This window comes from Enterobacter sp. Li2LvB3 (assembly GCF_056156645.1).
Genome location: NZ_JBSICG010000011.1, coordinates 1 through 24,471, shown reverse-complemented (window position 1 = coordinate 24,471; position 24,471 = coordinate 1). Strand labels below are relative to the sequence as shown.

23 protein-coding genes are annotated in these 24,471 nt (G+C 53.4%); 10 read left to right on the top strand and 13 right to left on the bottom strand.

What is annotated here, in order from left to right; all coding sequences use genetic code 11:
- Nucleotides 1-34: 34 nt before the first annotated feature.
- Entirely contained in the window at nt 35-1,534 is a 1,500-nt protein-coding gene (locus ACS603_RS10815; RefSeq protein ID WP_474944232.1) for an aldehyde dehydrogenase family protein, read from the bottom strand.
- A gap of 241 nt (nt 1,535-1,775) precedes the next feature.
- Here ACS603_RS10815 and feaR point away from each other — a divergent pair, with 241 nt between their 5' ends.
- Nucleotides 1,776-2,684 carry a transcriptional regulator FeaR gene (gene feaR, locus ACS603_RS10810; protein ID WP_182060929.1) on the top strand — a complete coding sequence of 303 codons (909 nt, stop codon included), beginning with the start codon at nt 1,776-1,778 and terminating at the stop codon, nt 2,682-2,684.
- Here feaR and ACS603_RS10805 read toward each other — a convergent pair whose 3' ends face one another.
- Genes ACS603_RS10805 through ACS603_RS10795 form a run of 3 tightly spaced genes read right to left on the bottom strand, consistent with a single transcriptional unit; the run spans nt 2,685 to nt 5,843 of the window.
- A complete protein-coding gene (locus ACS603_RS10805; protein ID WP_474944231.1) occupies nt 2,685-3,005 on the bottom strand; it encodes a YdbL family probable chaperone protein in 321 nt (106 codons plus the stop codon).
- A 7-nt stretch (nt 3,006-3,012) separates the two neighbouring features.
- Nucleotides 3,013-3,204, bottom strand: a complete 192-nt coding sequence (locus tag ACS603_RS10800; protein WP_014070162.1) for a YnbE family lipoprotein — start codon at nt 3,202-3,204, stop codon at nt 3,013-3,015.
- Nucleotides 3,201-5,843 (bottom strand): YdbH family protein, encoded by a 2,643-nt coding sequence (locus ACS603_RS10795; protein WP_474944230.1) that lies wholly within the window; start codon nt 5,841-5,843, stop codon nt 3,201-3,203. Before ACS603_RS10795 ends, ACS603_RS10800 begins: the two co-directional genes overlap by 4 nt.
- Before the next feature lie 394 nt (nt 5,844-6,237).
- Between ACS603_RS10795 and ACS603_RS10790 the strand changes: the two genes are divergently transcribed.
- On the top strand, nt 6,238-7,227 hold the full coding sequence (locus ACS603_RS10790) for a 2-hydroxyacid dehydrogenase (RefSeq protein WP_182060926.1): 990 nt from the start codon (nt 6,238-6,240) through the stop codon (nt 7,225-7,227).
- Nucleotides 7,228-7,330: 103 nt separating this feature from the next.
- On the opposite strand, the gene dcp is transcribed toward ACS603_RS10790, so the two are convergent.
- A complete protein-coding gene (gene dcp, locus ACS603_RS10785) occupies nt 7,331-9,361 on the bottom strand; it encodes a peptidyl-dipeptidase Dcp (RefSeq protein WP_474944229.1) in 2,031 nt (676 codons plus the stop codon).
- A gap of 143 nt (nt 9,362-9,504) precedes the next feature.
- On the opposite strand from dcp, the gene ydfG reads away from it, so the two are divergent.
- Both ydfG and ACS603_RS10775 read left to right on the top strand, forming a co-directional pair.
- On the top strand, nt 9,505-10,251 hold the full coding sequence (gene ydfG / locus ACS603_RS10780; RefSeq protein WP_182060924.1) for a bifunctional NADP-dependent 3-hydroxy acid dehydrogenase/3-hydroxypropionate dehydrogenase YdfG: 747 nt from the start codon (nt 9,505-9,507) through the stop codon (nt 10,249-10,251).
- 91 nt (nt 10,252-10,342) lie between these two features.
- Entirely contained in the window at nt 10,343-11,029 is a 687-nt protein-coding gene (locus ACS603_RS10775; RefSeq protein WP_182060923.1) for a GntR family transcriptional regulator, read from the top strand.
- 43 nt (nt 11,030-11,072) lie between these two features.
- Here ACS603_RS10775 and ACS603_RS10770 read toward each other — a convergent pair whose 3' ends face one another.
- Complete coding sequence (locus ACS603_RS10770) at nt 11,073-11,504, bottom strand: universal stress protein (protein ID WP_474944228.1); 432 nt, start codon at nt 11,502-11,504, stop codon at nt 11,073-11,075.
- A 287-nt stretch (nt 11,505-11,791) separates the two neighbouring features.
- Here ACS603_RS10770 and ydfZ point away from each other — a divergent pair, with 287 nt between their 5' ends.
- Entirely contained in the window at nt 11,792-11,995 is a 204-nt protein-coding gene (gene ydfZ, locus ACS603_RS10765) for a putative selenium delivery protein YdfZ (protein WP_014070153.1), read from the top strand.
- Between the two features lie 42 nt (nt 11,996-12,037).
- On the opposite strand, the gene ACS603_RS10760 is transcribed toward ydfZ, so the two are convergent.
- The 6 genes from ACS603_RS10760 to ACS603_RS10735 all read right to left on the bottom strand — a co-directional run bounded on the left by ACS603_RS10760 (nt 12,038) and on the right by ACS603_RS10735 (nt 19,595).
- Nucleotides 12,038-13,501 carry a mannitol dehydrogenase family protein gene (locus ACS603_RS10760; protein ID WP_474944227.1) on the bottom strand — a complete coding sequence of 488 codons (1,464 nt, stop codon included), beginning with the start codon at nt 13,499-13,501 and terminating at the stop codon, nt 12,038-12,040.
- Nucleotides 13,502-13,718: 217 nt separating this feature from the next.
- On the bottom strand, nt 13,719-15,275 hold the full coding sequence (locus ACS603_RS10755) for an MFS transporter (RefSeq protein ID WP_474944226.1): 1,557 nt from the start codon (nt 15,273-15,275) through the stop codon (nt 13,719-13,721).
- Nucleotides 15,276-15,458: 183 nt separating this feature from the next.
- Entirely contained in the window at nt 15,459-16,835 is a 1,377-nt protein-coding gene (locus tag ACS603_RS10750) for an MFS transporter (protein ID WP_474944225.1), read from the bottom strand.
- A 73-nt stretch (nt 16,836-16,908) separates the two neighbouring features.
- Entirely contained in the window at nt 16,909-17,928 is a 1,020-nt protein-coding gene (locus tag ACS603_RS10745; protein ID WP_474944224.1) for a Zn-dependent oxidoreductase, read from the bottom strand.
- A 14-nt stretch (nt 17,929-17,942) separates the two neighbouring features.
- The gene (gene rspA / locus ACS603_RS10740; RefSeq protein ID WP_182060918.1) at nt 17,943-19,157 is read right to left on the bottom strand and encodes a starvation-sensing protein RspA; all 1,215 of its coding nucleotides are present in this window, start codon (nt 19,155-19,157) and stop codon (nt 17,943-17,945) included.
- A 111-nt stretch (nt 19,158-19,268) separates the two neighbouring features.
- A complete protein-coding gene (locus ACS603_RS10735) occupies nt 19,269-19,595 on the bottom strand; it encodes a YnfA family protein (RefSeq protein WP_041162057.1) in 327 nt (108 codons plus the stop codon).
- 152 nt (nt 19,596-19,747) lie between these two features.
- On the opposite strand from ACS603_RS10735, the gene ACS603_RS10730 reads away from it, so the two are divergent.
- Complete coding sequence (locus ACS603_RS10730) at nt 19,748-20,086, top strand: DUF1283 family protein (RefSeq protein WP_182060917.1); 339 nt, start codon at nt 19,748-19,750, stop codon at nt 20,084-20,086.
- Between the two features lie 15 nt (nt 20,087-20,101).
- Nucleotides 20,102-20,662 carry a spermidine N1-acetyltransferase gene (speG, locus tag ACS603_RS10725; RefSeq protein ID WP_182060916.1) on the top strand — a complete coding sequence of 187 codons (561 nt, stop codon included), beginning with the start codon at nt 20,102-20,104 and terminating at the stop codon, nt 20,660-20,662.
- Nucleotides 20,663-20,682: 20 nt separating this feature from the next.
- Here speG and ACS603_RS10720 read toward each other — a convergent pair whose 3' ends face one another.
- Complete coding sequence (locus tag ACS603_RS10720; RefSeq protein ID WP_395678269.1) at nt 20,683-21,429, bottom strand: YnfC family lipoprotein; 747 nt, start codon at nt 21,427-21,429, stop codon at nt 20,683-20,685.
- A 74-nt stretch (nt 21,430-21,503) separates the two neighbouring features.
- Here ACS603_RS10720 and ACS603_RS10715 point away from each other — a divergent pair, with 74 nt between their 5' ends.
- The 3 genes from ACS603_RS10715 to ACS603_RS10705 all read left to right on the top strand — a co-directional run.
- A complete protein-coding gene (locus tag ACS603_RS10715) occupies nt 21,504-21,797 on the top strand; it encodes a DUF1161 domain-containing protein (protein ID WP_474944223.1) in 294 nt (97 codons plus the stop codon).
- A gap of 144 nt (nt 21,798-21,941) precedes the next feature.
- Complete coding sequence (gene ynfE / locus ACS603_RS10710; RefSeq protein ID WP_474944222.1) at nt 21,942-24,380, top strand: selenate/tellurate reductase subunit YnfE; 2,439 nt, start codon at nt 21,942-21,944, stop codon at nt 24,378-24,380.
- A gap of 10 nt (nt 24,381-24,390) precedes the next feature.
- Nucleotides 24,391-24,471: 4Fe-4S binding protein (locus ACS603_RS10705; protein WP_474943979.1), on the top strand; the 81-nt coding region annotated here is incomplete at its 3' end.

Sequence of the window (24,471 nt, the reverse complement as noted above, 5' to 3'; positions counted from 1 at the left end):
TACCCGGCCTGCAACACTAAAATAACAGAGTGGCTTAATACCGCACACAAACCGACTTAGTCTCGCACCAGCCATCCAGCCAGTCCGGGCCAAAATCACGCCCGGTGCCAGACTGCTTCATGCCGCCAAACGGCAGGTTGGCGTCGATCAGCGTATGGCTGTTCACCCACACGGTGCCAGCCTGGAGTCTGTCGGTGTACTCCAGCGCTTTGCTCATGTTCTGCGTCCAGACGCTTGCCGTCAGCCCATATTCCGTATCGTTCGCCAGCTGTAAAGCCTCTTCGCCATCAGCCACCCGGACCAGGTTAACCACCGGGCCAAACACCTCTTCACGCGTCAGACGCAGGCTGGCCTCCGGGTTCACCACAAGCGTTGGCGAGACATAATAGCCCTGCCCATCCGGGCCACGGTTGCCGGTGATAAGCTCCGCGTTGCGCGACTTCGCTTCATCGAGGAATGTCTGAACCTTGTCACAGTGAGCGCGCGACACCAGCGGGTTAATAAACGCCTGCTGTGACATGCCCGGGCCCACGCTCAGGGATTTTACTGCCTGCTCAAAACTGCTCACCAGGGTATCAAACAGCGGTGCTTCAATATAAATACGCGAGCTTGCCGCGCACACCTGTCCCTGGTTGAGGAAGCTGCCGGTCATCAGACCTTCAATCACCCAGGCCGGGTCGGCATCTTTCAGGACGATGGCCGGGTTTTTACCGCCCAGTTCCAGCGTCACGCCCGTCAGGGTATCTGCCGCGGTGCGGGCGATCTGTTTGCCCGTCGCCGTGGAGCCGGTAAAGCTGATTTTGGCAATGTGCGGATGAGAGGTTAACGCCGCGCCACACACGGCGCCGCTGCCGGTCACCACGTTAAACACGCCATCGGGAATGCCTGCTTCGCTTGCCAGCTCCGCCACGCGCAGCATGGTCAGCGGCGTGGTTTCGGACGGCTTAATCACAATCGAACACCCTGCCGCCAGCGCTGGCATCACTTTCCACATGCCAATCATCAGTGGGAAGTTCCACGGCACAATCCCGGCGACCACGCCAACCGGCTCTTTGCGCGTCCAGGCCTGATAGCGTGCGCCCTGTGGCAATGGAATAGAAAGGTCGAGCGTTTTGCCCGCAATTTTGGTGGTCAGCCCGGCGGTGTAACGCATCCAGTTAAGGGTGCATCCCACTTCAAAGGCGCGGGAAATATTGATGGATTTGCCCTGCTCCAGGGTTTCAAGCTGCGCCAGCTCTTCGCTGTGTTGTTCGACCAGATCGGCGAAACGCAGCAGAATACGCTCGCGCTCAGCGGGCAGTTTTCCGGCCCAGCTGCGGGCCACAAAGGCACGCCAGCCAGACATCACCGCGCGATCGACATCCGCTACGCTGGCATCGGCGGTGGAGGCAATGACTTCACCGGTTGCCGGGTTATACACGTTCAGGCGTTTTTCACTGTCGGATGCAGCCTGACGGCCTTCGATCCACAGTCCATGATGTCTATCTAAAAACTGCTGTACGCCTGGCAGGACTGCGACCTGTGATTCAGACATAGGGTACTCCTTCGTTATTATTCGCAGGGTGTTATTGCAGTCTAAGAGGCGTTTTGCATTACCGCTTTTGTCTGTGTGACATTCGCTTTGCCACCTGTGACAGGCTCCGCAAAACATGATAATTCCCGCTTATAACACTGTTCCCGGTGAGTGTTCTTTCCTATAGTCAGCCTCATGGCTCTGACAAAATGCAACACAAATGCAACAATGCAAAAACATTGAAAGTGCAGCGAGATAAACGATGGCGTGTGCAAGCGAGCAGGAAAAATATCAGCAGTGGCTGGCGCAAATTAACCAGGTTTGTGGGCGTTTTGACGCTCGCCCGTTAGAGGGTGAGTTCATTGGCGAACTGGAAACCAGCTATGCCCGTAGTCTGAAACTCAGCACCGTTACAGCCGGTGGTGTGAACCTGTTTCGTACCCGACAGGAGATTAAAAACGGCAACGATGCCTGGTTTTATACCGTGTTTCAGCTTGAAGGCAGCGCTGAGCTGGAGCAGGACGATCGCCGCTCCATTCTTAAAACGGGTGATATCACCTTGATTGATGCTTCACGCCCCTGCTCGATTTACTGGCAGGAAAAATCCCGCCAGATTTCGCTGCTTGTTCCCCGTCAGATTATTGAGCAACAGTGCCGTTTCCAGGAAGTTAGCTGTGCGCTTACGCTATCGCGCAGCCTGCCAACGGTGCAGCTGAGCCACCGCCTGTTGCAGGAGAGTATGGGCAACGCCGACCTGAGTGATTTAGAGAGTGAAGCGGCACTTGAGGCCATGGTTTGCCTGCTGCGTCCGGCATTTCAGCAGCGCGAAGCGGTCCAGCCGCGCAAAGAGCGTCAGTTCCAGAACGTGCTGTCCCTGATTGATGACCATATTCAGTCTGAAGCTTTACGCCCGGAATGGATCGCCACTGAAAGCGGGATGTCGGTGCGCAGTCTGTACCGTATGTTTGCTGATAAGGGACTGGTGGTTGCGCAGTATATTAAAAACCGACGTCTCGACCTGTGTGCGCAGGTGTTGCGCGCCGCCAGCGATGATGAAAAGCTGGCGGGGATTGGCTATAGCTGGGGGTTTGCTGACCATAGCCATTTTTCAACGGCGTTTAAGCAGCGCTTTGGCGTGTCGCCTGGCGAGTATCGTAAGCGTTGCCGCTAACTACTTTTTCAGCCATTTCCCGTTAATGCCCTTCACATACTCACCTGGCTGCGCCCTGGCGACCAGCTTTTGGCCTGCCATTTTCGCCACTTCATCCACCGGCAGATTGTTGCTGTCGGCCAGTTTCTGATAGCTTTCGGTCCGCGCGGCATTGATCTGATTTACCAGGGCCAGGGTTTCTGCATCCTGATGCAGTGGCGCGATATAGCCGCTCAGCGTTTCTCCTACGCGCCCCTCGGCACGCGCCTCATTCAGGGTGAGTGTTGCAGCCTGCACGTTCATGCCCAGCGCCAGTAAAGTAAGAGCTAATATTCGTTTCATGGCGTCCTCAGAACAGATCGCTGCGCGATTTCAGCAAGGTTTCGACGTCTTTATCGACCTTGATATGGATCTCATGCTCAATTTTCACGTTCATATTGATGGTAATTGGCTCTTTTGGCGCCGCAACTTCAATACGCGGCGTACAGCCTGTCAGCAACGCGACTACGGCCACGGTGAGTACACCCGCCATCTTTTTCATTGTTGTTCCTCACTTTCCTTGCCTGTCGAACTGCGGCTGATATTCGGTAATGCCGCGTGTTGCTCAAACCATGTTTGCAGATTGTCCCCAAAACGCAGACTGCGCCAGAGGGTAAAGACGTTCTCGTCATGGGTGTAATTAAGGTGAACGGTACTGCTTTTCCCGTCCACACGGCTGGTTCCACTGATCGTAGCCTGCATGGTTAATTCACCCAGATTATCTAAATTGATTCTCGTCCACGAACGCGAAATCTCCATATAGCGGAGCCAGTTAATTGCCGCCCCCGCAACCATATTATCGTTCACAATGGCATCGGCCGTGTCTTTGTCGATACGCAGCGTCATGGGGCCGGGGTTGGTTAACCAGCCGTCCTTGATTATCCATTTTTCATTGTCCAGCCAGAAAGGCAGCGCCCCGCTTACCGGGCCGGACACGGCAAACTGCTTCGGGTTAACCGCGCTGATAAGTTCGCTGGACGAGATATTATTCACCCGCAGCAGAGCCGGATCGTGCTGCGGCATTCGCAGCTGCTGCATGGTGATTTTGCCGCCAAGCGCATCGACGCTAACGTTGGTTAACAGCAGCGGATTGTCTTCACTCCACGGGTAGTCACCCTGCAAATCTGCCGTGATGTTACGCGCAGTGACCAGGTTAACGACCTCGCCAATGCGTAAAGTGACCGGGCCGCGCGTGCCAAGCGACCAGGTACCCTCGCTAAAGCGGAATGGCAACACAAAATCGACGCCGTTAATCTGGTTATCCGGCATCCAGGCGCTGCCGGATTTCAGTACCCCATGGCCACCGGCTTCAAAGCCTTGCCCCGCTGCGGCAGAGAACGCCACCTGCGCATAGAGATTGCCGTCCCGCAGCATCATTTTCCAGTCTGGTGGAAGAAGTGGCTGGAACACGGTGAGAGACTGTTTCGGCCACCAGGCCTGGCCGCGCAGGCGTTCACCATCCCAGCGCCCGTTCACCTGGACCGGGCCAATTGCGCCCGCATGAAGGGAGCCTTTGTACTGGAAAATCGTCGGGTCGTTGCCCTCTACGCTAAAGGTCAGCACGGATGGAGGAAGCACGCTGCCGCCGGAAAATGAGGTTTGTCCGGCATTCAGTGACAGCGCACCGCTGAACTGGGGGTTAGCCGGATCGCGTAGCCAGCGAACCGGTTTATCCAGCACCAGACGCGGCGTGGTGACCAGCATCGTTCCGTACTGAAGTTTATCGAACCCCGTCGACAAATCGGTAAGCTCGATAACGTTGTCGCGCCATTCCCCTTTACCGGCCACATCCCAGCGCGCGTTCATTGGCGTGAAGTTCCCTTTCCCCCAGTAACGCCAGCGCCACAGGCCGTTATCGGGTAGGAAGTCATTGGCCTGGCCATCCAGATGCAGCTCAAAATCCCCCATTTCATTTTCGTGGGCGCGCAAGATGGCCTGTAAACGACCGTCTACGCCCTTCCGGGCAAGCTTAACACCGGCTAAAGGCCAGCGAATTTCATCAATATTCAGGGAGTCAATCACACGCCCGCGCGAACGCAATAACGCCCCTGGCTCGAACGCCAGCTGCGGGTCGTTCAGGCTTCCGGTCAGTTTTGCCGGAAGCATGGCGTAAAGGATCAGATCATTTTGTTTGGCTTCACCACTCAGATGCAGCGGCATATCGCTGTTATCCATACTGAGCTTACCCGGCCCGATGATCAGCACGGCGTTACCTTTGCCCGCATCGCCCTTCGTCAGCACGTTAAGACGGCCTGAGAGGGTTGCTTTCTCCAGCCCCTGCTGCCAGTTATCGATATTCAGACCAATGCGCCCGCTCAGTGGCATTCCGGAGAGGAGCCAGTTCCAGCGACCATCACTGATGGACAGCTGCTGAGGCGTAATTTTCCATGGCAGGTCGAGGAGCGGGTCGGGGTTATCGCGCGACATCACAACCAGTTGCCCCTGATTTTGCTCCCAGTCCAGGTCTGCATCTACCAGCGAGGAGAGCTGCGGCACATTAAAGGTTGCCACCGCATGACCTTTAACCGGCACGCCGTCTGGCACCAGTGGCAAGGTGAATTCCCCCACCAGCGACACAGGCTGCGGGTAATCGGGCAGATGGGCTTCAAACTGGCTGATGGTCAATGTTTGCCCGTGCAATTTGCCCTGCACGTTGACCTGCTCGCCCTTATAGCTCAGCTCTTGTATGGCAGGCGTTAGCGACGCCTTGAGCTCACCCTGCCATTGCTGCCATGGAGAGAGCGTCAGCCGGTGGACGTTAATCCAGGTGTTGGGAAGCAGCGCCTGCCATTGTGCCAGCGTTTTGGGCGCGACCGTTGACGGCGCGGTTTGCGGTAATTTGCTCAGACAGGCGGTGTTGAGATCCAGCGCACCAATATCCATCTTCCAGCGGCTGGGATGTGACAGTGTCGCGTTTTCGACTCTGGCAATCTCACAGTCTTCAACCAGATATCGGAGATCCGGGATAACTATCGAATGGCGAGTCAGACGGGGGCTTTTTTCAAAGGCGATACGCGTCCCCACGGGTAGCCAGACTCCGGCAAGCGTAGGCACCCACTGGGCGAGCGTCATCAGCAGCGTCAGCGGCAAAAGTATTATCAGCAGTAGAAGCGCGAGCGCGGCTTTGTATTTACCCTTCATGGGCAGTTAATATCCTGATTTATTGTAAAAAATAAGCCGACAGTGCCGATCATTGTCGCATGTTTAGCCAGTCAGTTGAAGAGAACGCCATTCTTTAGGATAGATGCACCATCGGGCATAGGTAAAATTTCGTTTATCGTCGCAGGGTTTCGAATCCGTACACTGCGGACCTGCTGATTAGAAGTCCGTAGCGCTGGATGTCGCAAAACCAGCGGTGACATTCCCTGTGCAAAATATCTGCGAAAGAAACCCCTGTGGTTGGAATACCCTAGGGTTATTGCCCGCAGATGCTCTAGAATTATCCATAGAACCTATTGAATTCAATAATATTTTATAAATTGTAAGATTATTTTAATCATGCTAACGTGAATGCAAAATCACTGGAGAAAGTCTTATGAAACTCGCGGTATATAGCACAAAGCAGTACGATAAAAAGTATCTGCAACATGTTAACGAGGCTTACGGATTCGAACTTGAATTTTTCGACTTTCTGCTGACTGAAAAAACGGCCAAAACGGCTCACGGCTGTGAAGGTGTCTGTATCTTTGTGAACGACGACGGTAGCCGCCCTGTTCTGGAAGAGCTGAAAAGACATGGCGTGAAGTATATCGCCCTGCGCTGCGCGGGCTTTAACAACGTTGACCTTGATGCCGCTAAAGAACTGGGCCTGAAGGTCGTTCGCGTTCCGGCTTACTCACCTGAAGCGGTCGCTGAACACGCTATCGGGATGATGATGTCGCTGAACCGTCGCATTCACCGCGCGTATCAGCGTACCCGTGATGCGAACTTCTCTCTTGAAGGCCTGACCGGTTTCACCATGTACGGCAAAACCGCTGGCGTGATTGGCACCGGTAAAATCGGCATTGCTACCCTGCGCATTCTGAAAGGCTTTGGGATGCGTCTGCTGGCATTTGATCCGTACCCAAGTGCAGCCGCGCTGGAGCTGGGCGTGGAATATGTCGATCTGCAAACGCTCTTTTCCCAATCTGACGTGATTTCCCTGCACTGTCCGCTGACGCCGGAAAACTATCACCTGCTCAACCAGACGGCGTTTGACCAGATGAAAGACGGCGTGATGATCATCAACACCAGCCGTGGTGGTCTGATTGACTCGCAGGCGGCTATCGAAGCGTTGAAAACCCAGAAAATTGGCGCGCTGGGTATGGACGTGTATGAGAATGAACGTGACCTGTTCTTTGAAGACAAGTCTAACGACGTTATCCAGGATGACGTGTTCCGTCGTCTGTCCGCCTGTCATAACGTGTTGTTCACCGGCCACCAGGCGTTCCTGACTGCCGAAGCGTTGATCAGCATTTCAGAAACCACGCTGGGTAATTTGCAGCAACTGGAAAAGGGTGAAGCCTGCCCTAACGAACTGGCGTAAAGGTGTGATGCCGGGTAGTGACGGCGAGAAATAAACAAACGGCAACCTTCGGGTTGCCGTTTTTCTTGCCGGGAGCCAGGGTGGTGGCGGTGCACTGCCCCCCTTAACTCAACCCACGATTCTTCAACATCGGCTCAATCTTTGGATTGTGCCCGCGCCAGTCACGGTACAGCGCTTCCAGGTCACTGCTGTTGCCGCGCGATAAAATTGCGTCACGGAATATCTGCCCGTTTTCACGCGTTAACCCGCCCTGCTCAACAAACCACTGATAGCCGTCGTCAGCCAGCATTTGCGTCCACAGGTAAGCGTAATACCCTGCCGCGTAGCCGCCGCCAAAAATATGGGCGAAATAGCTGCTGCGATAACGCGGGGGAACAGCAGGAAGATCCAGGCCTTCTTTTTTAAGCGCGGCAGATTCAAACGTATCAACATCTTCCACCGGTTCAGCAATCCCATGCCAGTTCATGTCGAGCAACGCGGCACTCAGCAGCTCCGTCATGTCGTAGCCTTTATTGAACTGGGTAGCATTTAACATCTTATCACCCAGCGCTTCCGGCATCGGTTCGCCCGTTTCGTAATGCCGCGCATAATGGGCAAACACCTGCGGATGGCTGGCCCAGTGTTCGTTAATTTGCGACGGGAACTCTACAAAATCACGCGGCGTATTGGTGCCGGAAAGCGTGGCGTAGCGCTGGCTGGCAAACAGGCCATGCAGGGTATGACCAAATTCGTGGAACAGCGTGACCACATCATCCCAGGAGATCAACGCCGTTTGCCCGTTAGCCGGTTTTTGATAATTGCAGACGTTATAAATAACCGGACGCGCGGCGAATTCGTAAGATTGCTCCACGAAATTGCCCATCCACGCCCCGCCGCCTTTTGAGTCACGGGCAAAGAAATCACCATAGAACAACGCCATCCCTTCGCCTGTGTGGTCAAATATTTCCCACACACGGACATCCGGGTGATATGCCGGAATATCAAAACGTTCGACGAAACTAATGCCAAACAGCTGGCTGGCGGCCCAGAACACGCCATCTTGCAGCACGGTATTGAGCGCAAAGTAAGGTTTAATTTGCGACTCATCGAGGGCGTATTTTCCTAAACGCACGCGCTCAGCGTAAAGCGGCCAGTCCCAGGCCTGCGCGGTGAATCCGCCTTGTTCGTCGTCGATCACTTTCTGGATATCCGCCAGCTCCTGTTCCGCCCGGCCACGCGCCGCCGGGACAATACCGCGCATAAACGCCAGCGCAGCGTCAGGTGTTTTGGCCATTTGATCGGCGGTGCTCCAGCTTGCGTAGCTTTCGAATCCTAACAGGTGGGCCTGACGCGCACGTAATGCTGCCAGGCGTAGTATCAGTTCGCGGGTATCATTTTCATCACCCTTCTGAGTGCGCAGCCAACCAGCTTTGAACAGGTTTTCACGCGTCTGACGGTTTTCGAGTGCCGAAAGCGCAGGCTGTTGCGTGGTATTAAGCAACGGGATAAGCCAGCGATCGTTCAGCCCCTTTTCAGCCGCTGCCTGGGCGGCAGTCGCAATTTCATCGGCACTGAGGCCTTCAAGCTGGTGAACATAATCCACCACCAGCCCACCCGTTTTATCCGCCGCCAGCAGGCGCTGGTTAAACTGGCTTGTCAGAGAGGCGGACTCGGTGTTCAGGGATTTCAGTTCAGCTTTTTCGCCAGCGTTCAGGCGCGCACCTGCCAGCACAAAGTGCTGATGGGTTTCTTCCACCAGACGGCGGGATTCCGCATCCAGCGTTGCTCTTTCCTGCCAGACGGCTTCTACGCGGGAAAAGAGCGTTTCGTTCAGCCAGATATCGTTGGCAAGCCCTGCCAGCTCGGTTGAAAACGCCTCGTCCAGCTCCTGTAAATAATCATTGGTGTGCGCCGACGTCATGGCGAAAAACACGCTATTGACGCGCGACAGCATGGCGCCGCTTTTTTCCAGCGCCAGCACGGTGTTGGTGAAATCGGGTGGTGTTGTTTGCGCAATGATGGCATCAATGTCGGCGCGCTTCTGGCGCATAGCTTCATCAAATGCCGGACGATAGTGGCTATCGTTAATGACGTCGAAACGCGGAGCCTGGTAAGGTAACAGGCTGATTTCAAAAAAAGGATTACTGGCCGACATCGTTGACTCCTGAGAACGGGATATCCCCCCAGAGTAGGACAGCCGCTCACCGCCTGCAATCCTGACATAGAAAAGTTGCCTTAACGCGCTCCCTGAGAGCGTGCTATGTTAGTACAACATAAAAAGCGTTGAGGAACAGTGAGATGATTATTTTAGTTACCGGGGCGACGGCAGGTTTTGGTGAAAGCATCACGCGCCGTTTCGTTGCCAACGGCCATAAAGTGATTGCAACAGGCCGTCGTCAGGAGCGTTTGCAGGAGCTGAAAGACGAGCTGGGCGACAGCATCCTGACGGCGCAACTGGACGTCCGCAACCGTGCTGCGATCGAAGAGATGATTGCCAATCTGCCTGCTGAATGGCGCGCCATTGACGTGCTGGTCAACAATGCCGGTCTGGCACTGGGCCTGGAGCCTGCACACAAAGCCAGCGTGGAAGACTGGGAAAACATGATCGACACTAACAACAAAGGCCTGGTGTACATGACGCGCGCGGTTCTGCCAGGAATGGTTGAGCGTAATCGTGGCCATGTGATTAACATCGGCTCCACCGCAGGCAGCTGGCCTTACGCGGGCGGTAACGTCTACGGTGCGACCAAAGCCTTTGTTCGTCAGTTCAGCCTCAACCTGCGCACCGACCTGCACGGAACGGCAATTCGCGTTACTGATATCGAGCCGGGTCTGGTGGGCGGTACTGAATTCTCTAACGTGCGCTTCAAAGGCGATGATACTAAAGCCGACAAAACCTATGAAAACGCCAATGCGCTGACGCCGGAAGATATTACCGAAGCGGTCTGGTGGGTGGCAACGCTGCCAAAACACGTCAACATCAACACCGTTGAAATGATGCCGGTTAGCCAGAGCTTTGCCGGACTTAGCGTGCATCGCGGTTAATCGACCCCTACCCGGCCTGCGGGCCGGGTCTGTGATGGCAGGCAAAAGAATGGTAGTATGTTCGCGTTAACTCTCTGAGAAATCACAACCCATGGCCGCTGAATCGCAACTCAACCCTACCCAGCCTGTTAATCAGCAAATCTATCGCATTTTGCGACGTGATATCGTGCATTGCCTGATCCCGCCGGGAACGCCTCTTTCTGAAAAAGAAGTGTCGGTGCGTTTTGACGTTTCTCGTCAGCCCGTTCGCGAAGCATTTATTAAACTCGCTGAAAACGGTTTGATTCAGATCCGCCCTCAGCGCGGCAGCTATGTGAATAAGATTTCACTTTCTCAGGTACGTAACGGCTGTTTTGTACGCCAGGCCATTGAGTGCGCCGTCGCACGCCGTGCCGCTTCGTTTATCGACGACAATCAGTGTTACCTGCTGGAGCAAAACCTGCATCAGCAACGCATTGCTATCGATCGCAAGCAGCTAAATGACTTTTTCCAGCTTGACGATGAATTCCATCAAAAACTGGCGCAAATTGCCGATTGTCAGCTTGCGTGGGACACTATCGAGAATATCAAAGCTACCATCGACCGCGTGCGTTATATGAGTCTGGATCACGTCTCGCCGCCGGAAATGCTGCTTCGTCAGCACCATGATATTTTTAAGGCGCTGGAAAAACGCGATCCTGATGGGGTAGAAAAAGCGATGACGCTGCATTTACAAGAAATCAGCGAATCAGTGCAGTTAATTCGACAAGAAAATAGCGACTGGTTTAGCGAAGATTAATGTCTGCCGCATCCCTCAACTTTCGGGGGATGCGGCGGTGATATTAGCGAACCACTAATACCGGGATTCTGGCGTAGCGTAATATTGATTCCGCATTTGAACCAAGCAAATGCGTTGTAATGGTTGGGTTTTTCGAACCAATGACAATGATGTCATATTCGCCTTCTTTGCTCATGGCGATAATTTCATCGCGGACGTTACCAAAGCGTACCGTGCAATGAATATTCTCTGGTGCTATATCAAACAAGCGTTTTAATTCGCCCATCTTTTTTTCTGACTCATTCGTCATGTATTCTTCAAACCTCTTGATATCCGCGTTGAAGCCGCGCAGAAGAGAGCGACTGCTGCTGGGCAGGATGTTCACCAGCGTGATCGCCGCCCCTTCTGACTTCGCCAGATTTTCTGCGTGGCGCACCGCTTTATCGCTCAAATCCATTTCAAACACATCTACAGGCATCAAAATGTTTTTATACATAAGCCTGGCTCCTTATTCCGCTGAAGAGTTATTTTCTGAATACAGAGTGACATTCGCTATATAAACAAACCTTAAACAGTCACATGCAGAAACTATCAATAAAAGAAAATAACTGTCCGCTTTGTAAATACCTGTTGGGTTACGTCAACCCCTACGAAAATTGAGAAAAAAGTGTGAGTTTGATCAAAAACAAAAAAATGCGTGGCTGAGAGGCGTATTTATAGATCTCCGAAAGCGGCAAGAGATGAATATCGCCGTAACGGCTAAGCAAGAGAGGAGAAAATACCATGATGACTTACGATCGTAACCGTAACGCAATTACCACTGGCAGCCGCGTGATGATTAACGGCACAGGCCGCACCGGCATTATTAAAGCGATTCACAGCAACGGCCTGGATGCCGCACACGTGCGTCGTAGCAAAACGGTTGAAGTGGAAGGATGCGAAGGGAAGTTTGAACCGATAGAACTGATTCGCCTTGGTATGCACTAAAACGTGCGGAACATGCCGCCGCGAACGGCGGCATGTGATGGATTACAACTGCCCGGCGTAGGCTTCAACCGTGGCTTTCGCACCGTTCGCCAGTAATGACTGATAGGCTTTCATCACCGCATCAACAAAGACAGTCTCCTGCGGCAATTCCTTACCGAAGATGGCGTCAATGCCCAGCAGCGCTTTCACCCGGCTTTCACCTTCGGCACTGCCTTTCACTGCGGCCTGAATCACCGCCAGCTGCGGATCGCTCACCTCAATGGCGTTACCCTGCTCATCCACACCACCGACATAACGCATCCAGCCTGCCACACCCAGCGCCAGCAAAGGGAAGCTACGCTGATGAACCAGATGCCAGCGCACGGAATCCAGCATCCGCTGAGGCAATTTCTGGCTGCCGTCCATCGCAATTTGCCAGGTACGGTGACGCAACGCCGGGTTGCTGTAACGTGCAATCAGCTGATCGGCATAATGTGCCAGATCGACCCCTTTCACTTTTAACGTCGGCGCTTGTTCTTTCAGCATTAGCGCGTGCGCCGCATGGCGATAGTGGACATCTTCCATGCAATCGTTGATGTGCTGATAACCGGCCAGATAACCCAGGTACGCCAGGAATGAGTGGCTACCGTTCAGCATTCGTAACTTCATCTCTTCAAACGGGATAACGTCTGCAACCAGTTCTGCGCCGGCTTTTTCCCACTGCGGGCGACCAGCAACAAAGTTGTCTTCGATGACCCACTGACGGAACGGTTCGCAGGCCACACCTGCCGGGTCACGTACGCCGGTCAGTTGCTCAATTTTATCCAGCGTTTCAGCCGTTACTGCCGGAACAATACGATCCACCATGGTGGACGGGAATGTAACGTTCGCTTCAATCCACTCCGCCAGTTCGCTATCCAGCGCGCGGGCATAGGCACAGGTGACATTGCGCATCACATGGCCGTTTTCAGGCATGTTATCGCAGGACATCACCGTAAAGGCCGGTACCCCTGCCGCTTTACGGCGTGCCAGCGCTTCGACAATCACGCCAGGCGCAGATTTTGGCTGGTGAGGATTTTGCAGGTCAGCAACGATGAACGGATTGTCGAGCATCAATTGTCCGGTCGCCGGAGAGTGGCAATAGCCTTTCTCCGTAATGGTGAGCGACACAATCGCGACCTGGGGTTCGCACATCACCGCCAGCACGGTTTCCAGGCCATCCATCTGAACATGCAGCGCCTTGTTCACCACGCCCACCACTCGAGAGGTCCACGCATCAGCAGACATTTCGGCAACGGTGTAGAGATTATCCTGAGCCTTGAGATCGGCAATTTGCTGCTCACCACCAATCAGGTTTACTTCGCAGTAACCCCAGTCGCTACCCTGTTCAGCGGCAAGGATATCGGTATACACCGCCTGGTGCGCACGGTGGAATGCGCCAAACCCTAAATGAACAATGCGCGTCTTAAGGCTGTCGCGATCGTACTGAGGAAGCGTAGCTTTCGCCTTTAATAACCGGTTTTCCATGATTGAGACTCGTTGTCGTAAATGAAAAATGTAACCCTGCAGCGGCAACATCATCACCGCTGCGGACTTGCTGACTACACCAACTAGAATGGCAGTGTGTATAATTTTGGATGAGCCATAACCATACTGAATGCGCTGGACCGAATATTGATTTACATTAACTTTCGTCTAATTGGTGTGATATAAAAATTAAGTTGTGTGACATCTAAGGCAAAAGCTATAAACCACTCTGCTTCGCGGAAAATGTCCCTTGAGAAATGCTTCCCGACCAGGCGTTCTCCCCCAGACACAGTGTGTCCCAGGAATACCCAGTCAGATCTTCCACCACCCGGCGTGCTTCAGGCGTGGCCTGCTGTGCAGAGCCGTTCGCTTTCAGACGATCCAGTTCATCAACAAAAATCTTGTGGGTACGTTTGTTAAGGTGGAACGTCAGTGCCTGCCACAGGGCCAGGATCAACAGCCCGGCCGTGCCGATAAACAACAGCATGGCGATGGTATGAATCGCTTCCGGCGGCTGGGTTTGACTCCCCTTCACGAAACCGCCATTTTGCAGCAGTAAACCGACAATAAAGGTCGCAACTGCAACGGTCGTTTTACGGGCAAAAGTCATGACGGCGGCAAAAAGCCCTTCTCGTCGCTGGTGACTGACCATTTCGTCAATATCCGGAATGAACGGGAACACATTCCACGGCGTGAACTCCAGCACCGAACGCCCGACCTGGTAAAGCCCGGCAAGAATAACCAGCGTGGACACCGTGTTGAGCGCCGGGATTTGGTACACCGCGAAGAAACCGCCCAGACACAGCATCATCAGCGAATACGCAAAGATATAGAGTTTTGACGGGCCAAATTTGATGATCCCGATACCTGCAAGAAGCGTAACGGGTAGCCCGACAATACTCATCGACAGCAAGCTTCCCGCCAGCGATGAAGAGACATTCAGGCAGTAAACGCAAAAGAAGACGAACACCGTGTTGTAAACATCTTTGCCGGTGAAGGAGAGCAGATAGATAGCCAGATGTTTTCTGAACGCGCGGATCTTAAGAGTGGAGCCGTAATCCTTGAAAAGCTGGCAAAAGGCCGCCAGTTGTTCCACCCGCGTTTTACGTGGTTCGCGTTTATCTATACTCGCTTTCATTTCTGGCGTCAGTTCGCGTTCCCAGGTGACTTTCCAGGAAATGAACACGCAGACCATAAACAGCACCGCAAAGATAACCCCGTTAATCAGGTACGCATGGGCACTCTTTTCGCCAAAGTAACCGATGAGCAGTCCTGGAATAAAGGTGGCGAGAAACGTACCGGACGCCGATAAAAACATTCGGCAGGTCGATAGCTTGGTACGTGAATTAAAGTCTTTGGTCATTTCTGATGGCAGGGTTTCCCACGGGATGAGAACCATTGCCGCAATAATTTCGAAGGCTAAATATACGGCAAGATAAAAGCCGTAATTCATACCATCAAGCCAGAGCAGTGCATATACCAGCATTAATGGAGCGCCGATTAACAGGAAAAAGCGTCGGCGGCCAAATTTCTTGCCAAAATAGTTTTTATAAAAGTGGTCGGTAAAGCTGCCCATAAAGAGGCTGACGATGGCATCGACAATGCGTGCAATCGCCACAATAGATGCCGCCTCTACCGGGGACAAGCCAACAAAGGTGGTGTAGAAAAAGAGTAGCCAGGCGCCAATAACGGTAAAAGCACCGCCACCCATAATATCCGTCAAGCCGTATCCGATACTAACCGGAATGGTTATTTTTCTGTTTTTCCGTGACATGATCCATTCTCACAAGATAAATAACATTTAAAAACCGAAATAGCCCCTGACATTATTGTGACAAATATTTATTATCATTCGGGAAAGCATATAGTTATTATCTGGCACACCTCCTTTTAATCCATCACCCAGCCAACGCCGGGTGATGGATGCTGAATTGCTATTATCGGTTATTAATAGAACTCATGGCTGTACCCCGTATTTATGCGCGTTAACGTTTAACGCTTTAGCCTCTGCGGCATCTTCGGCTGCGCTCAAATCCCGGTCGCACACTTCCGGCATTAAAATTGCGGACAACAGACCTATCAGTGAGTACACCACCATCATCACCACAATAGGCCACCAGGAGCCGGTCATGTTGCAGAAGATACCCGCCAGCACCGGACCAAACCCAACCGCCACCAGGCCGCCCGCCTCTTTCGAGATGGCCATGCGGGTAAAGCGGTTACGCGAGCCGAACATTTCCGCCATGGTGATGTTTTCCAGCGCGAACAGCCCCAGTACGGCGAAGTTGTGGATAATAATGATCGAGAGCATGATCACACCCGGGGTGTAGGTTTTGTCGACGATAATCGACAGCATCGGGTACGCCAGGATGATGGCCGAGATGTTAAGAACAATGTAAGGCAGACGACGCCCGATTTTGTCAGACAGCCAGCCCAGCAGCGGAATGGTGATGAACCCCAGAATGGAACTTATCATCAGCGCATCGGTTGGAATGCTTTTATTAAACAGCAACGTCTGCACCAGATAGCCCGCCAGGAAGGTCTGAATCAGACCAGAGTTACCCGCCTGACCAAAACGCAGACCGGTTGCCAGCCAGAACGATTTGCTTTTGAACATCGCACCCAGCGTCGTTTCCTGCTCAGGGACCTGCGCCACGCTGTCTTGATCGCTGACCTTTTCAAAGACCGGGCTTTCTTTGAGGTTCATTCGCAGCCAGATAGCAAATATCATCACCACCACGCTTGCCAGGAACGGAATACGCCAGCCCCATGCCACCAGCTCTTCACGATCGAGGACAAAGAACATCAACGCCCAGATGGCTGTCGCGCTCAGCGTTCCACAGTTGGTCCCCATTGCCACCAGTGAAGAGATGATGCCGCGCTTACCTTTCGGTGCATATTCGGCAAGCATAGTTCCCGCACCAGAGATTTCTGCCCCGGCGCCAAGCCCCTGGATAATGCGTAATGTGACGAGCAGAACAGGGGCAAAGATGCCTATCTGTGCGTAGGTTGGTAATACGCCAATCAGGGTGGTACAGATCCCCATCATCGTGATGGTGATGAACAGCACTTTTTTGCGGCCGATTCTGTCGCCCATTCTGCCGAAAATAAACGCCCCGACGATGCGCGCAATATAGCCTGCACCATAGGTTCCCATCGCCAGGATCAATGCCATCGCAGCGGATTGCTCCGGGAAAAAGATCTCATGGAAAACAAGGGCAGCACCCAGCGAATAAAGCTGAAAATCCATGAACTCGAGCGCGGTGCCAAGCCAGCCGGAAACAGCGGCTTTCACCAGATCCGAGGTCGTTCTTTGAGGTTGTGTCTGAGTCATAATGGCTATCTCTGAAAGGTAAGATGCGTACCACGTAGAGCCTGTCTGTGCAGGCTCTTAACCGCACTTCTTGTTATTGGTCGAATGTGAGCAAGACTTTGCAGCACTGCCGCTGGTCTTTCTCAAACAGTTCAATGGCGTCTGTTACGTGGTGATAGTCAAAAGTATGAGTAACCAGTTTTTCCGGGTCGATAAGCCCTTTTTCCAGCCACTCAATAACGACCGGGAATTTGTGTGCATTCAGGCGCGACGAGAAAATCGACAGCTCTTTGCCGGTAATACCCTGCTGCACAATCTGGCTGGGTTCACTGGAGAAGCCCATCAGGACAATACGGGCTGCCGGAGCGGCCAGGGTGATAGCCTCCTGTAGAATGGATGGATGACACGCGGCATCAATAATCAGCGTGGGTTTAATGCCTTTTTCTTCCAGTTCGGACTGCACGGAGCGTTCGGCGTTGTTGAATACCCAATCCGCGCCGCTACGTTCGGCCATCGCCAGGCGTTCATCAATCCTGTCAACGACGATGACCTGTTTCACCTTGTAAACCCCTTTCAGCGCCTGCACGGTGACAAGCCCCATAGGGCCCGCGCCGAAGATCAGGGCCACATCCTGTTCTGTGGGTTTGGCCTGCCCGGTCACGTTCGCCGCAATGGTGAAAGGTTCGACCATTACCGCATGTTTATCGGGGATAGCATCGGGAATAACCCACGCGTTTTTTGCCGGCACCACGGCGTACTCACTGAAACCACCGTCACGGTGTACGCCCAGCACCACAAGGGATGCACAGACGTTTGGTTTCCCGACTGAGCACTGATAACAATGACCGCAGCTAATAACCGGATCAACCGACACGCGCTGCCCAACACGTGAGGCATCAATCCCCTCGCCCACGGCATCAATCACGCCAAAGAACTCATGGCCGATAACACGCGGATATTTGGCAAAGGGGTTGTGGCCGCGATAGATATGGCTGTCTGAACCGCAGATCCCGGCAAGTTTGATTTTGACGCGGACTTCACCGGCAGCGGGCACCGGGAGCGGGCGCTCTTCAATCACCAGTTCATTCGGTTTTTGAATCACTACACTTTTCATTGTTCGCTCCTGTTTTACCAGTTCCACAGCGTGCCATCTTCAAGACGAGCCACCGGCAGGTAGGCCGGATCGTACGGATATTTCGCCGCCAGTTTTTCGTCGAATTCGATGCCCAGCCCTGGTTTGTCGCCCGGGTGCATATAGCCGTTATCAAAGCTCCAGCTATGTGGGAAGACTTCCAGCATCTGCTCGGAATAGCCCATATATTCCTGCACGCCAAAATTCGGTACCCACAGGTCAAAGTGCAGTGCAGCCGCGTGACATATCGGTGACAAATCAGACGGGCCATGCGAGCCAGTGCGCACCTGATACAGCGAGGCGAAATCAGCAATACGACGCATCCCCGTGATCCCACCCGCATGGGTGATGGTGGTACGGATGTAGTCGATAAGCTGCTCTTCAATGAGCTGTTTGCAATCCCAGATGCTGTTGAACACTTCGCCCACCGCAATCGGGGTAACGGTGTGCTGGCGAATCAGACGGAAGCACTCCTGGTTTTCCGCAGGGGTAGGATCTTCCATCCAGAACATGCGGAATTCTTCGATGCTCTTGCCGAAACGCGCCGCTTCAATTGGCGTCAGGCGGTGGTGCATGTCGTGCAGCAGGTGTTCATTAAAGCCATACTTGCTACGCACGGCATCAAACAATTTCGGCGTGAAATCGAGGTATTTTTCCGTTGACCACAACTGCTCTTCCGGCCAGTGGCCCTTGGTGGCAGGTTCATAGGCCAGCCCTTTTCCTTTAGACATGCCGTAAGTGGTTTTCATTCCCGGTACGCCGCACTGGACGCGAATGGCTTTGAAGCCCATCTCTTTGTGACGCGCATAGTCTTCCAGCACATCATCAATGGTGTGACCCGTGGTATGGCAATACACCATCACGCCTTCACGGGATGCGCCACCCAGCAGCTGGTATAACGGCATATTGGCGGCTTTCGCTTTGATGTCCCACAGCGCCATGTCTACGGCAGAAATCGCCGACATGGTTACCGGCCCGCGACGCCAGTAGGCACCTTTGTAGAAGAACTGCCAGATATCTTCGATTCGGTGGGCATCGCGACCAATCAGCTGCGGGCAGAGATGATCTTTCAGGTAAGAGGCAACGGACAGCTCACGCCCGTTCAGCGTGGCATCACCCAGGCCGACAATTCCCTCATCGGTGGTGATTTTAAGGGTGACAAAGTTGCGCCCCGGACAGGTCACAAATACTTCAGCCCCGACAATCTTCATAATCCAGTTCCTTACATCGCTCGTTGTGATGCAGGAAATTTACTCAACTACACTACTACCATACAAGTATAATGATCATGAAATAAGCGTCTGGTCACAAAATTGGGGCACTTACGTGCGCCCCCATCCGGCGACGATGATCAGCATCCCGCACAGTGCAACCAGCGCGCCAGCCCAGTCGTACAGGCTCAGTTTGACGCCGTCCACAACCCGAAGCCAGAGCAGCGCCGTGCAAACGTATACGCCACCGTAGGCCGCGTAGACCCGGCCACTGGCGGCGGGATGCAGCGTTAACAGCCAGACAAAAAGTGCCAGCGCTATTCCGGCGGGAACCAGCAGGAATACCGAAGCCCCCTTTTTCAGCCACAGCCAGGGTAAGAAACAACCGATGATTTCACACAGTGCGGTGGCAAAAAATAGCAGTGTTGTTTTGATCATATCGAACATCTTTTGAGGATTGATTGAGACATCATACGCGATAATCTCCTTTACTTTTCCATACCTGCCGCACGGGTATGCCGTCCTTTTGGATTGGTGTAGAATCCGGGTTGGGTAAAACGTTTATCTGCACCCATTAAAAAGGAAACGCGATGACTACATTAAGCAAACGCCTTTGTCTGTCAGCGATACTCGCGCTGTCAACGTTCGCCTTCGCCGCCACCGCATCAGCCGAAACCAGCAAGCTGGTCATCGAGTCTGGTGATAGCGCGCAAAGCCGCCAGAACGCTGCTATGGACAAAGAACAATGGAATGACACCCGCAACCTTCGTCAAAAGGTGAACAAGCGGACTGAAAAAGAGTGGGACAAAGAAGATGTCGCTTTTGATGCGCGTGATAAGTGCCAGCAAAGCGCGAACGTCAATGCCTACTGGGAACCTAACACGCTGCGCTGCCTGGATCGCCGTACCGGCCGCACTGTTGCCCCCTGATGTCACGGAGTCAGTATGGCCGATATGTTAGCCGTTAAACTTCGTCCGCTGGAACGCGAGGATCTGCGCTTCGTCCATCAGCTCGATAACAATGCCAGCGTGATGCGCTACTGGTTTGAAGAGCCTTACGAAGCGTTTGTCGAGCTGTCAGATCTCTACGATAAGCACATTCACGACCAAAGTGAGCGGCGTTTTGTAGTGGAGTGTGAAGGCGAAAAAGCCGGTCTGGTCGAACTGGTTGAGATAAACCACGTTCACCGTCGGGCGGAATTTCAGATAATTATTTCGCCGGAATACCAGGGTAAGGGCCTGGCGTCACGGGCGGCAAAGCTGGCGATGGATTATGGGTTTAACGTCCTGAATCTCTATAAGCTGTATCTCATCGTCGATAAAGAGAACGAAAAAGCGATCCATATCTACCGCAAACTGGGCTTTATGGTGGAAGGTGAGCTGATTCATGAGTTCTTTATCAATGGTGAGTACCGCAACACCATTCGCATGTGTATCTTCCAGCATCAACACCTGGCCGGACACAAAGCATCTTCTGCAAGCCTGCTAAAACCAACCGCGCAATAACCTGCGCGGTTTTCATTTCATCAATAGTAATCAATGCTGTTCTTGATGGTGTACTTGCGTTCAACTGCCGGTTTTACGCTGTCGTCGGTGATAAGCAATTGGCAGGTGACCGGGTTGTTATGTCGATCGTAATCACAGCTCTGTTTTACGTGCCCGAGCTGCTTGTCGTTCAGCAGGCTGATTGCCGTGTAGTCCAGTTTTTTACGCACATCTTTTGACGGCGTGGCCTGAACAGACAGATGTTGCTCACCGGATACCGTTGTTTTTCCCAGCGGATACCCTTCTGCATCATAGCGATATTTCACTTCCATCTCTTTTCCGTGCGCGGCCACCACAAACCCATTGTCGTCGGTGTCCCAGGTCACACCTGCCGAAGGCAGTTCCGCGAGCTGGCATTTGCCCTGCAATTTCACCTTACGTTGCTGCGTTTCCGCGTCGAGATAGTAGTTGGCATCAAGTACCAGCGCGACACCGGTATTGGCCTCCAGGTCGTGTAATTCCAGCGTATCAAAGCACCCTTCTGTTGATACCGTGCCCGTTACCCGTTTCGAGACTTCACCCTTATCGTTGAGCAACGTCTGGGTAAAGTCTTTTACCGGCCCGCGAAGGGGATCAAAATCAAACTCATTTGAGAAACTGGCCATCTCCGGCGAAAAAGACAACGGCGTAGAGGCGTTATCGCACCCCACCAGCACCGTAGCCAGAAGCGTCATCACTGCGTATTTCTTCACATTATTTACCGATACAGGGAGATAATTCCCAATCATATTAGCAAATACATATGTTTACGCGAACCCTGCTAAAATCATTCTATATACAGAGAAGAGAAAAGGAGCTACAGATGAAACGGTTACCCTGGATTACCGCCCTGCTGTTGATGAGTGTTTCCCCGGCCATTCTGGCTGCCCCGGATTCGTGCGAGCGAATTAAAAGCGACATCCAGCAGAAGATTGTTAACAACGGCGTGCCTGAAACCGGCTTTACGCTGAACATCGTGCCGAACGATCAGGCCGACCAGCCCGATGCGCAGGTAGTTGGGCATTGTGCCAACGACACCTTCAAAATTTTGTACATCCGCACAGGAAGCGGTGCGGCAGCGGGCACTCAGGACAGCACGCAAGGTGAACCGCAGTGATTTTTATCCAATATCGCTGCAACAATACCCTTTGATTTGATGAGGATTAATATTTAGTACCCTCAAATAAGTAAAACTCACCCATCATTAGCCCGATTGTAATAACGGGCGTAAATAATTCCCACTACAATGATGGAGTGAGTCATGTCCGAGGCAGATATCCACGGCGGGATTAGCCGTCGAACGCTGGTTAAATCCACCGCAATTGGCTCACTGGCGCTTGCCGCCGGTGGGCTTTCATTACCTTTCGGTTTGAAAAGCGCAGCCGCAGCGGTGAAAGATGCCGTGTCTCCCGCTGAAGATAAAGTGGTCTGGGGAGCCTGCTCCGTAAACTGCGGTAGCCGGTGTGCGCTGCGCCTGCACGTGCGCGATAACGAAGTGTATTGGGTGGAAACCGATAACACCGGCGACGATATTTACGGCAATCATCAGGTTCGCGCCTGCCTTCGCGGACGGTCAATCCGTCGTCGTATCAACCACCCGGACCGCCTTAACTACCCGATGAAACGCGTGGGTAAACGCGGCGAGGGCAAGTTTGAGCGCATTAGCTGGGATGAAGCCCTGAATACCCTCACTGCCAGCCTGAAAGGCGTGGTGGAAAAGTATGGTAATGAAGCGGTGTACATCAACTACTCCTCAGGCATTGTCGGCGGTAACATCACCCGCTCCTCCCCTTATGCCTCGTTAGTGGCGCGTCTGATGAACTGCTACGGCGGTTTCCTGAGCCATTACGGCACCTACAGTACGGCACAAATTGCCTGCGCAATGCCTTACACCTATGGCAGCAACGACGGCAACAGCACCTCCGATATCGAAAACACTAAACTGGTGGTGATGTTCGGCAATAACCCGGCGGAAACGCGCATGAGCGGCGGCGGGATCACGTACTACCTTGAACAGGCCCGTGAACGTTCCAATGCCCGCATGATCGTTATCGATCCGCGATACACCGACACCGCCGCCGGACGCGAAGACGAATGGATACCGATTCGCCCGGGCACTGATGCCGCGCTGGTCGCCGGGATTGCGTGGGTATTGATTGACGAAAACCTGGTTGATCAACCGTTCCTGGATAAATACTGCGTAGGCTACGATGAGAAAACGCTGCCGGAAGGCGCGCCAGCCAACGGCCACTACAAAGCGTATATCCTCGGCCAGGGCGATGATGCCACCGCCAAAACGCCGGAATGGGCGTCACGTATTACGGGTATTCCAGCGGAGCGTATCATCAAGCTTGCCCGCGAAATCGGCTCAGCGAAACCGGCCTATATCTGCCAGGGCTGGGGGCCGCAGCGTCAGGCGAACGGCGAACAAACCTCGCGCGCTATTGCCATGCTGCCAATTCTGACCGGCAACGTAGGGATCAACGGCGGCAACAGCGGCGCGCGTGAGTCTACCTACACCATCACCATCGAACGTATGCCGCTGCCGGATAACCCGGTAAAAACGCAAATCTCCTGCTTTAGCTGGACGGACGCCATTGTGCGCGGCCCGGAAATGACGGCGCTGCGCGACGGCGTGCGTGGCAAAGATAAGCTCGACGTGCCGATTAAATTTATCTGGAACTATGCCGGGAACACCATCACCAACCAGCATTCCGATATCAATAAAACCCACGACATTTTGCAGGACGAAAGCAAATGCGAAATGATCGTCGTGATCGACAACTTCATGACCTCGTCCGCGAAGTACGCCGACATCGTGTTGCCAGACCTGATGACCGTAGAGCAGGAAGACATTATTCCTAACGACTACGCCGGTAACATGGGTTACCTGATATTCCTCCAGCCGGTTACCGCACCGAAGTTCGAACGCAAACCGATCTACTGGATCATGAGTGAAGTCGCTAAACGACTCGGACCGGATATTTATCAGCAGTTTACTGAAGGGCGCACTCAGGAGCAGTGGTTACAGTATCTGTACGCCAAAATGCTGGAAAAAGACGCCAAACTGCCTTCGTATGATGAGCTGAAAAAAATGGGTATTTATAAGCGCAAAGATCCTGCCGGGCACTTTGTCGCATACAAGAAATTCCGCGATGACCCTGCGGCGAACCCGCTGAAAACCCCTTCCGGTAAGATTGAAATTTACTCCAGCCCGCTTGCAAAAATCGCCTCGACCTGGGAGCTGGAAAAAGACGAAACCATCACCCCGCTGCCGGTGTATGCCTCCACGTTTGACGGATGGGATGCACCTGAACGCAGTACCTACCCGCTGCAGCTGTTTGGCTTCCACTTTAAGGCCCGCACCCACTCAAGCTACGGCAACGTCGACGTACTGAAAGCGGCGTGCCGCCAGGAAGTCTGGCTGAACCCGGTCGATGCCGCGCAACGCGGGATTAAAAATGGCGATATGGTGCGCGTCTTCAATGGCCGTGGGGAACTGCGCATTCCGGCGAAAGTCACGCCGCGCATCATGCCGGGCGTGAGCGCCATGGGCCAGGGTGCCTGGCACGATGCCAACATGAATGGCGATCGGGTTGACCACGGCTCCTGCATCAACACGCTGACCACGCACCGCCCTTCTCCGCTGGCGAAAGGTAACCCACAACACACCAATCTGGTGCAGATCGAGAAGGTATAAGGAGTAACCGATGACAACCCAGTATGGATTTTATATTGATTCCAGCCGCTGCACCGGTTGCAAGACCTGCGAACTGGCCTGTAAGGATTAT

Bases quoted from the DNA above. Each gene is read 5' to 3' on its own strand.
- ACS603_RS10815 (WP_474944232.1), bottom strand. From the start codon at position 1,534: ATGTCTGAATCACAGGTCGCAGTCCTGCCAGGCGTACAGCAGTTTTTA.
- rspA (WP_182060918.1), bottom strand. From the start codon at position 19,157: ATGAAGATTGTCGGGGCTGAAGTATTTGTGACCTGTCCGGGGCGCAAC.
- ACS603_RS10770 (WP_474944228.1), bottom strand. From the start codon at position 11,504: ATGTATAAAAACATTTTGATGCCTGTAGATGTGTTTGAAATGGATTTG.
- ACS603_RS10760 (WP_474944227.1), bottom strand. From the start codon at position 13,501: ATGGAAAACCGGTTATTAAAGGCGAAAGCTACGCTTCCTCAGTACGAT.
- ynfE (WP_474944222.1), top strand. From the start codon at position 21,942: ATGTCCGAGGCAGATATCCACGGCGGGATTAGCCGTCGAACGCTGGTT.
- ACS603_RS10745 (WP_474944224.1), bottom strand. From the start codon at position 17,928: ATGAAAAGTGTAGTGATTCAAAAACCGAATGAACTGGTGATTGAAGAG.
- ACS603_RS10795 (WP_474944230.1), bottom strand. From the start codon at position 5,843: ATGAAGGGTAAATACAAAGCCGCGCTCGCGCTTCTACTGCTGATAATA.
- ACS603_RS10805 (WP_474944231.1), bottom strand. From the start codon at position 3,005: ATGAAACGAATATTAGCTCTTACTTTACTGGCGCTGGGCATGAACGTG.
- ACS603_RS10755 (WP_474944226.1), bottom strand. From the start codon at position 15,275: ATGTCACGGAAAAACAGAAAAATAACCATTCCGGTTAGTATCGGATAC.
- ACS603_RS10800 (WP_014070162.1), bottom strand. From the start codon at position 3,204: ATGAAAAAGATGGCGGGTGTACTCACCGTGGCCGTAGTCGCGTTGCTG.
- ACS603_RS10720 (WP_395678269.1), bottom strand. From the start codon at position 21,429: ATGATTGGGAATTATCTCCCTGTATCGGTAAATAATGTGAAGAAATAC.
- feaR (WP_182060929.1), top strand. From the start codon at position 1,776: ATGGCGTGTGCAAGCGAGCAGGAAAAATATCAGCAGTGGCTGGCGCAA.
- ydfG (WP_182060924.1), top strand. From the start codon at position 9,505: ATGATTATTTTAGTTACCGGGGCGACGGCAGGTTTTGGTGAAAGCATC.
- ACS603_RS10750 (WP_474944225.1), bottom strand. From the start codon at position 16,835: ATGACTCAGACACAACCTCAAAGAACGACCTCGGATCTGGTGAAAGCC.
- ACS603_RS10790 (WP_182060926.1), top strand. From the start codon at position 6,238: ATGAAACTCGCGGTATATAGCACAAAGCAGTACGATAAAAAGTATCTG.
- ACS603_RS10730 (WP_182060917.1), top strand. From the start codon at position 19,748: ATGACTACATTAAGCAAACGCCTTTGTCTGTCAGCGATACTCGCGCTG.
- ydfZ (WP_014070153.1), top strand. From the start codon at position 11,792: ATGATGACTTACGATCGTAACCGTAACGCAATTACCACTGGCAGCCGC.
- ACS603_RS10775 (WP_182060923.1), top strand. From the start codon at position 10,343: ATGGCCGCTGAATCGCAACTCAACCCTACCCAGCCTGTTAATCAGCAA.
- speG (WP_182060916.1), top strand. From the start codon at position 20,102: ATGGCCGATATGTTAGCCGTTAAACTTCGTCCGCTGGAACGCGAGGAT.
- ACS603_RS10735 (WP_041162057.1), bottom strand. From the start codon at position 19,595: ATGATCAAAACAACACTGCTATTTTTTGCCACCGCACTGTGTGAAATC.
- dcp (WP_474944229.1), bottom strand. From the start codon at position 9,361: ATGTCGGCCAGTAATCCTTTTTTTGAAATCAGCCTGTTACCTTACCAG.
- ACS603_RS10715 (WP_474944223.1), top strand. From the start codon at position 21,504: ATGAAACGGTTACCCTGGATTACCGCCCTGCTGTTGATGAGTGTTTCC.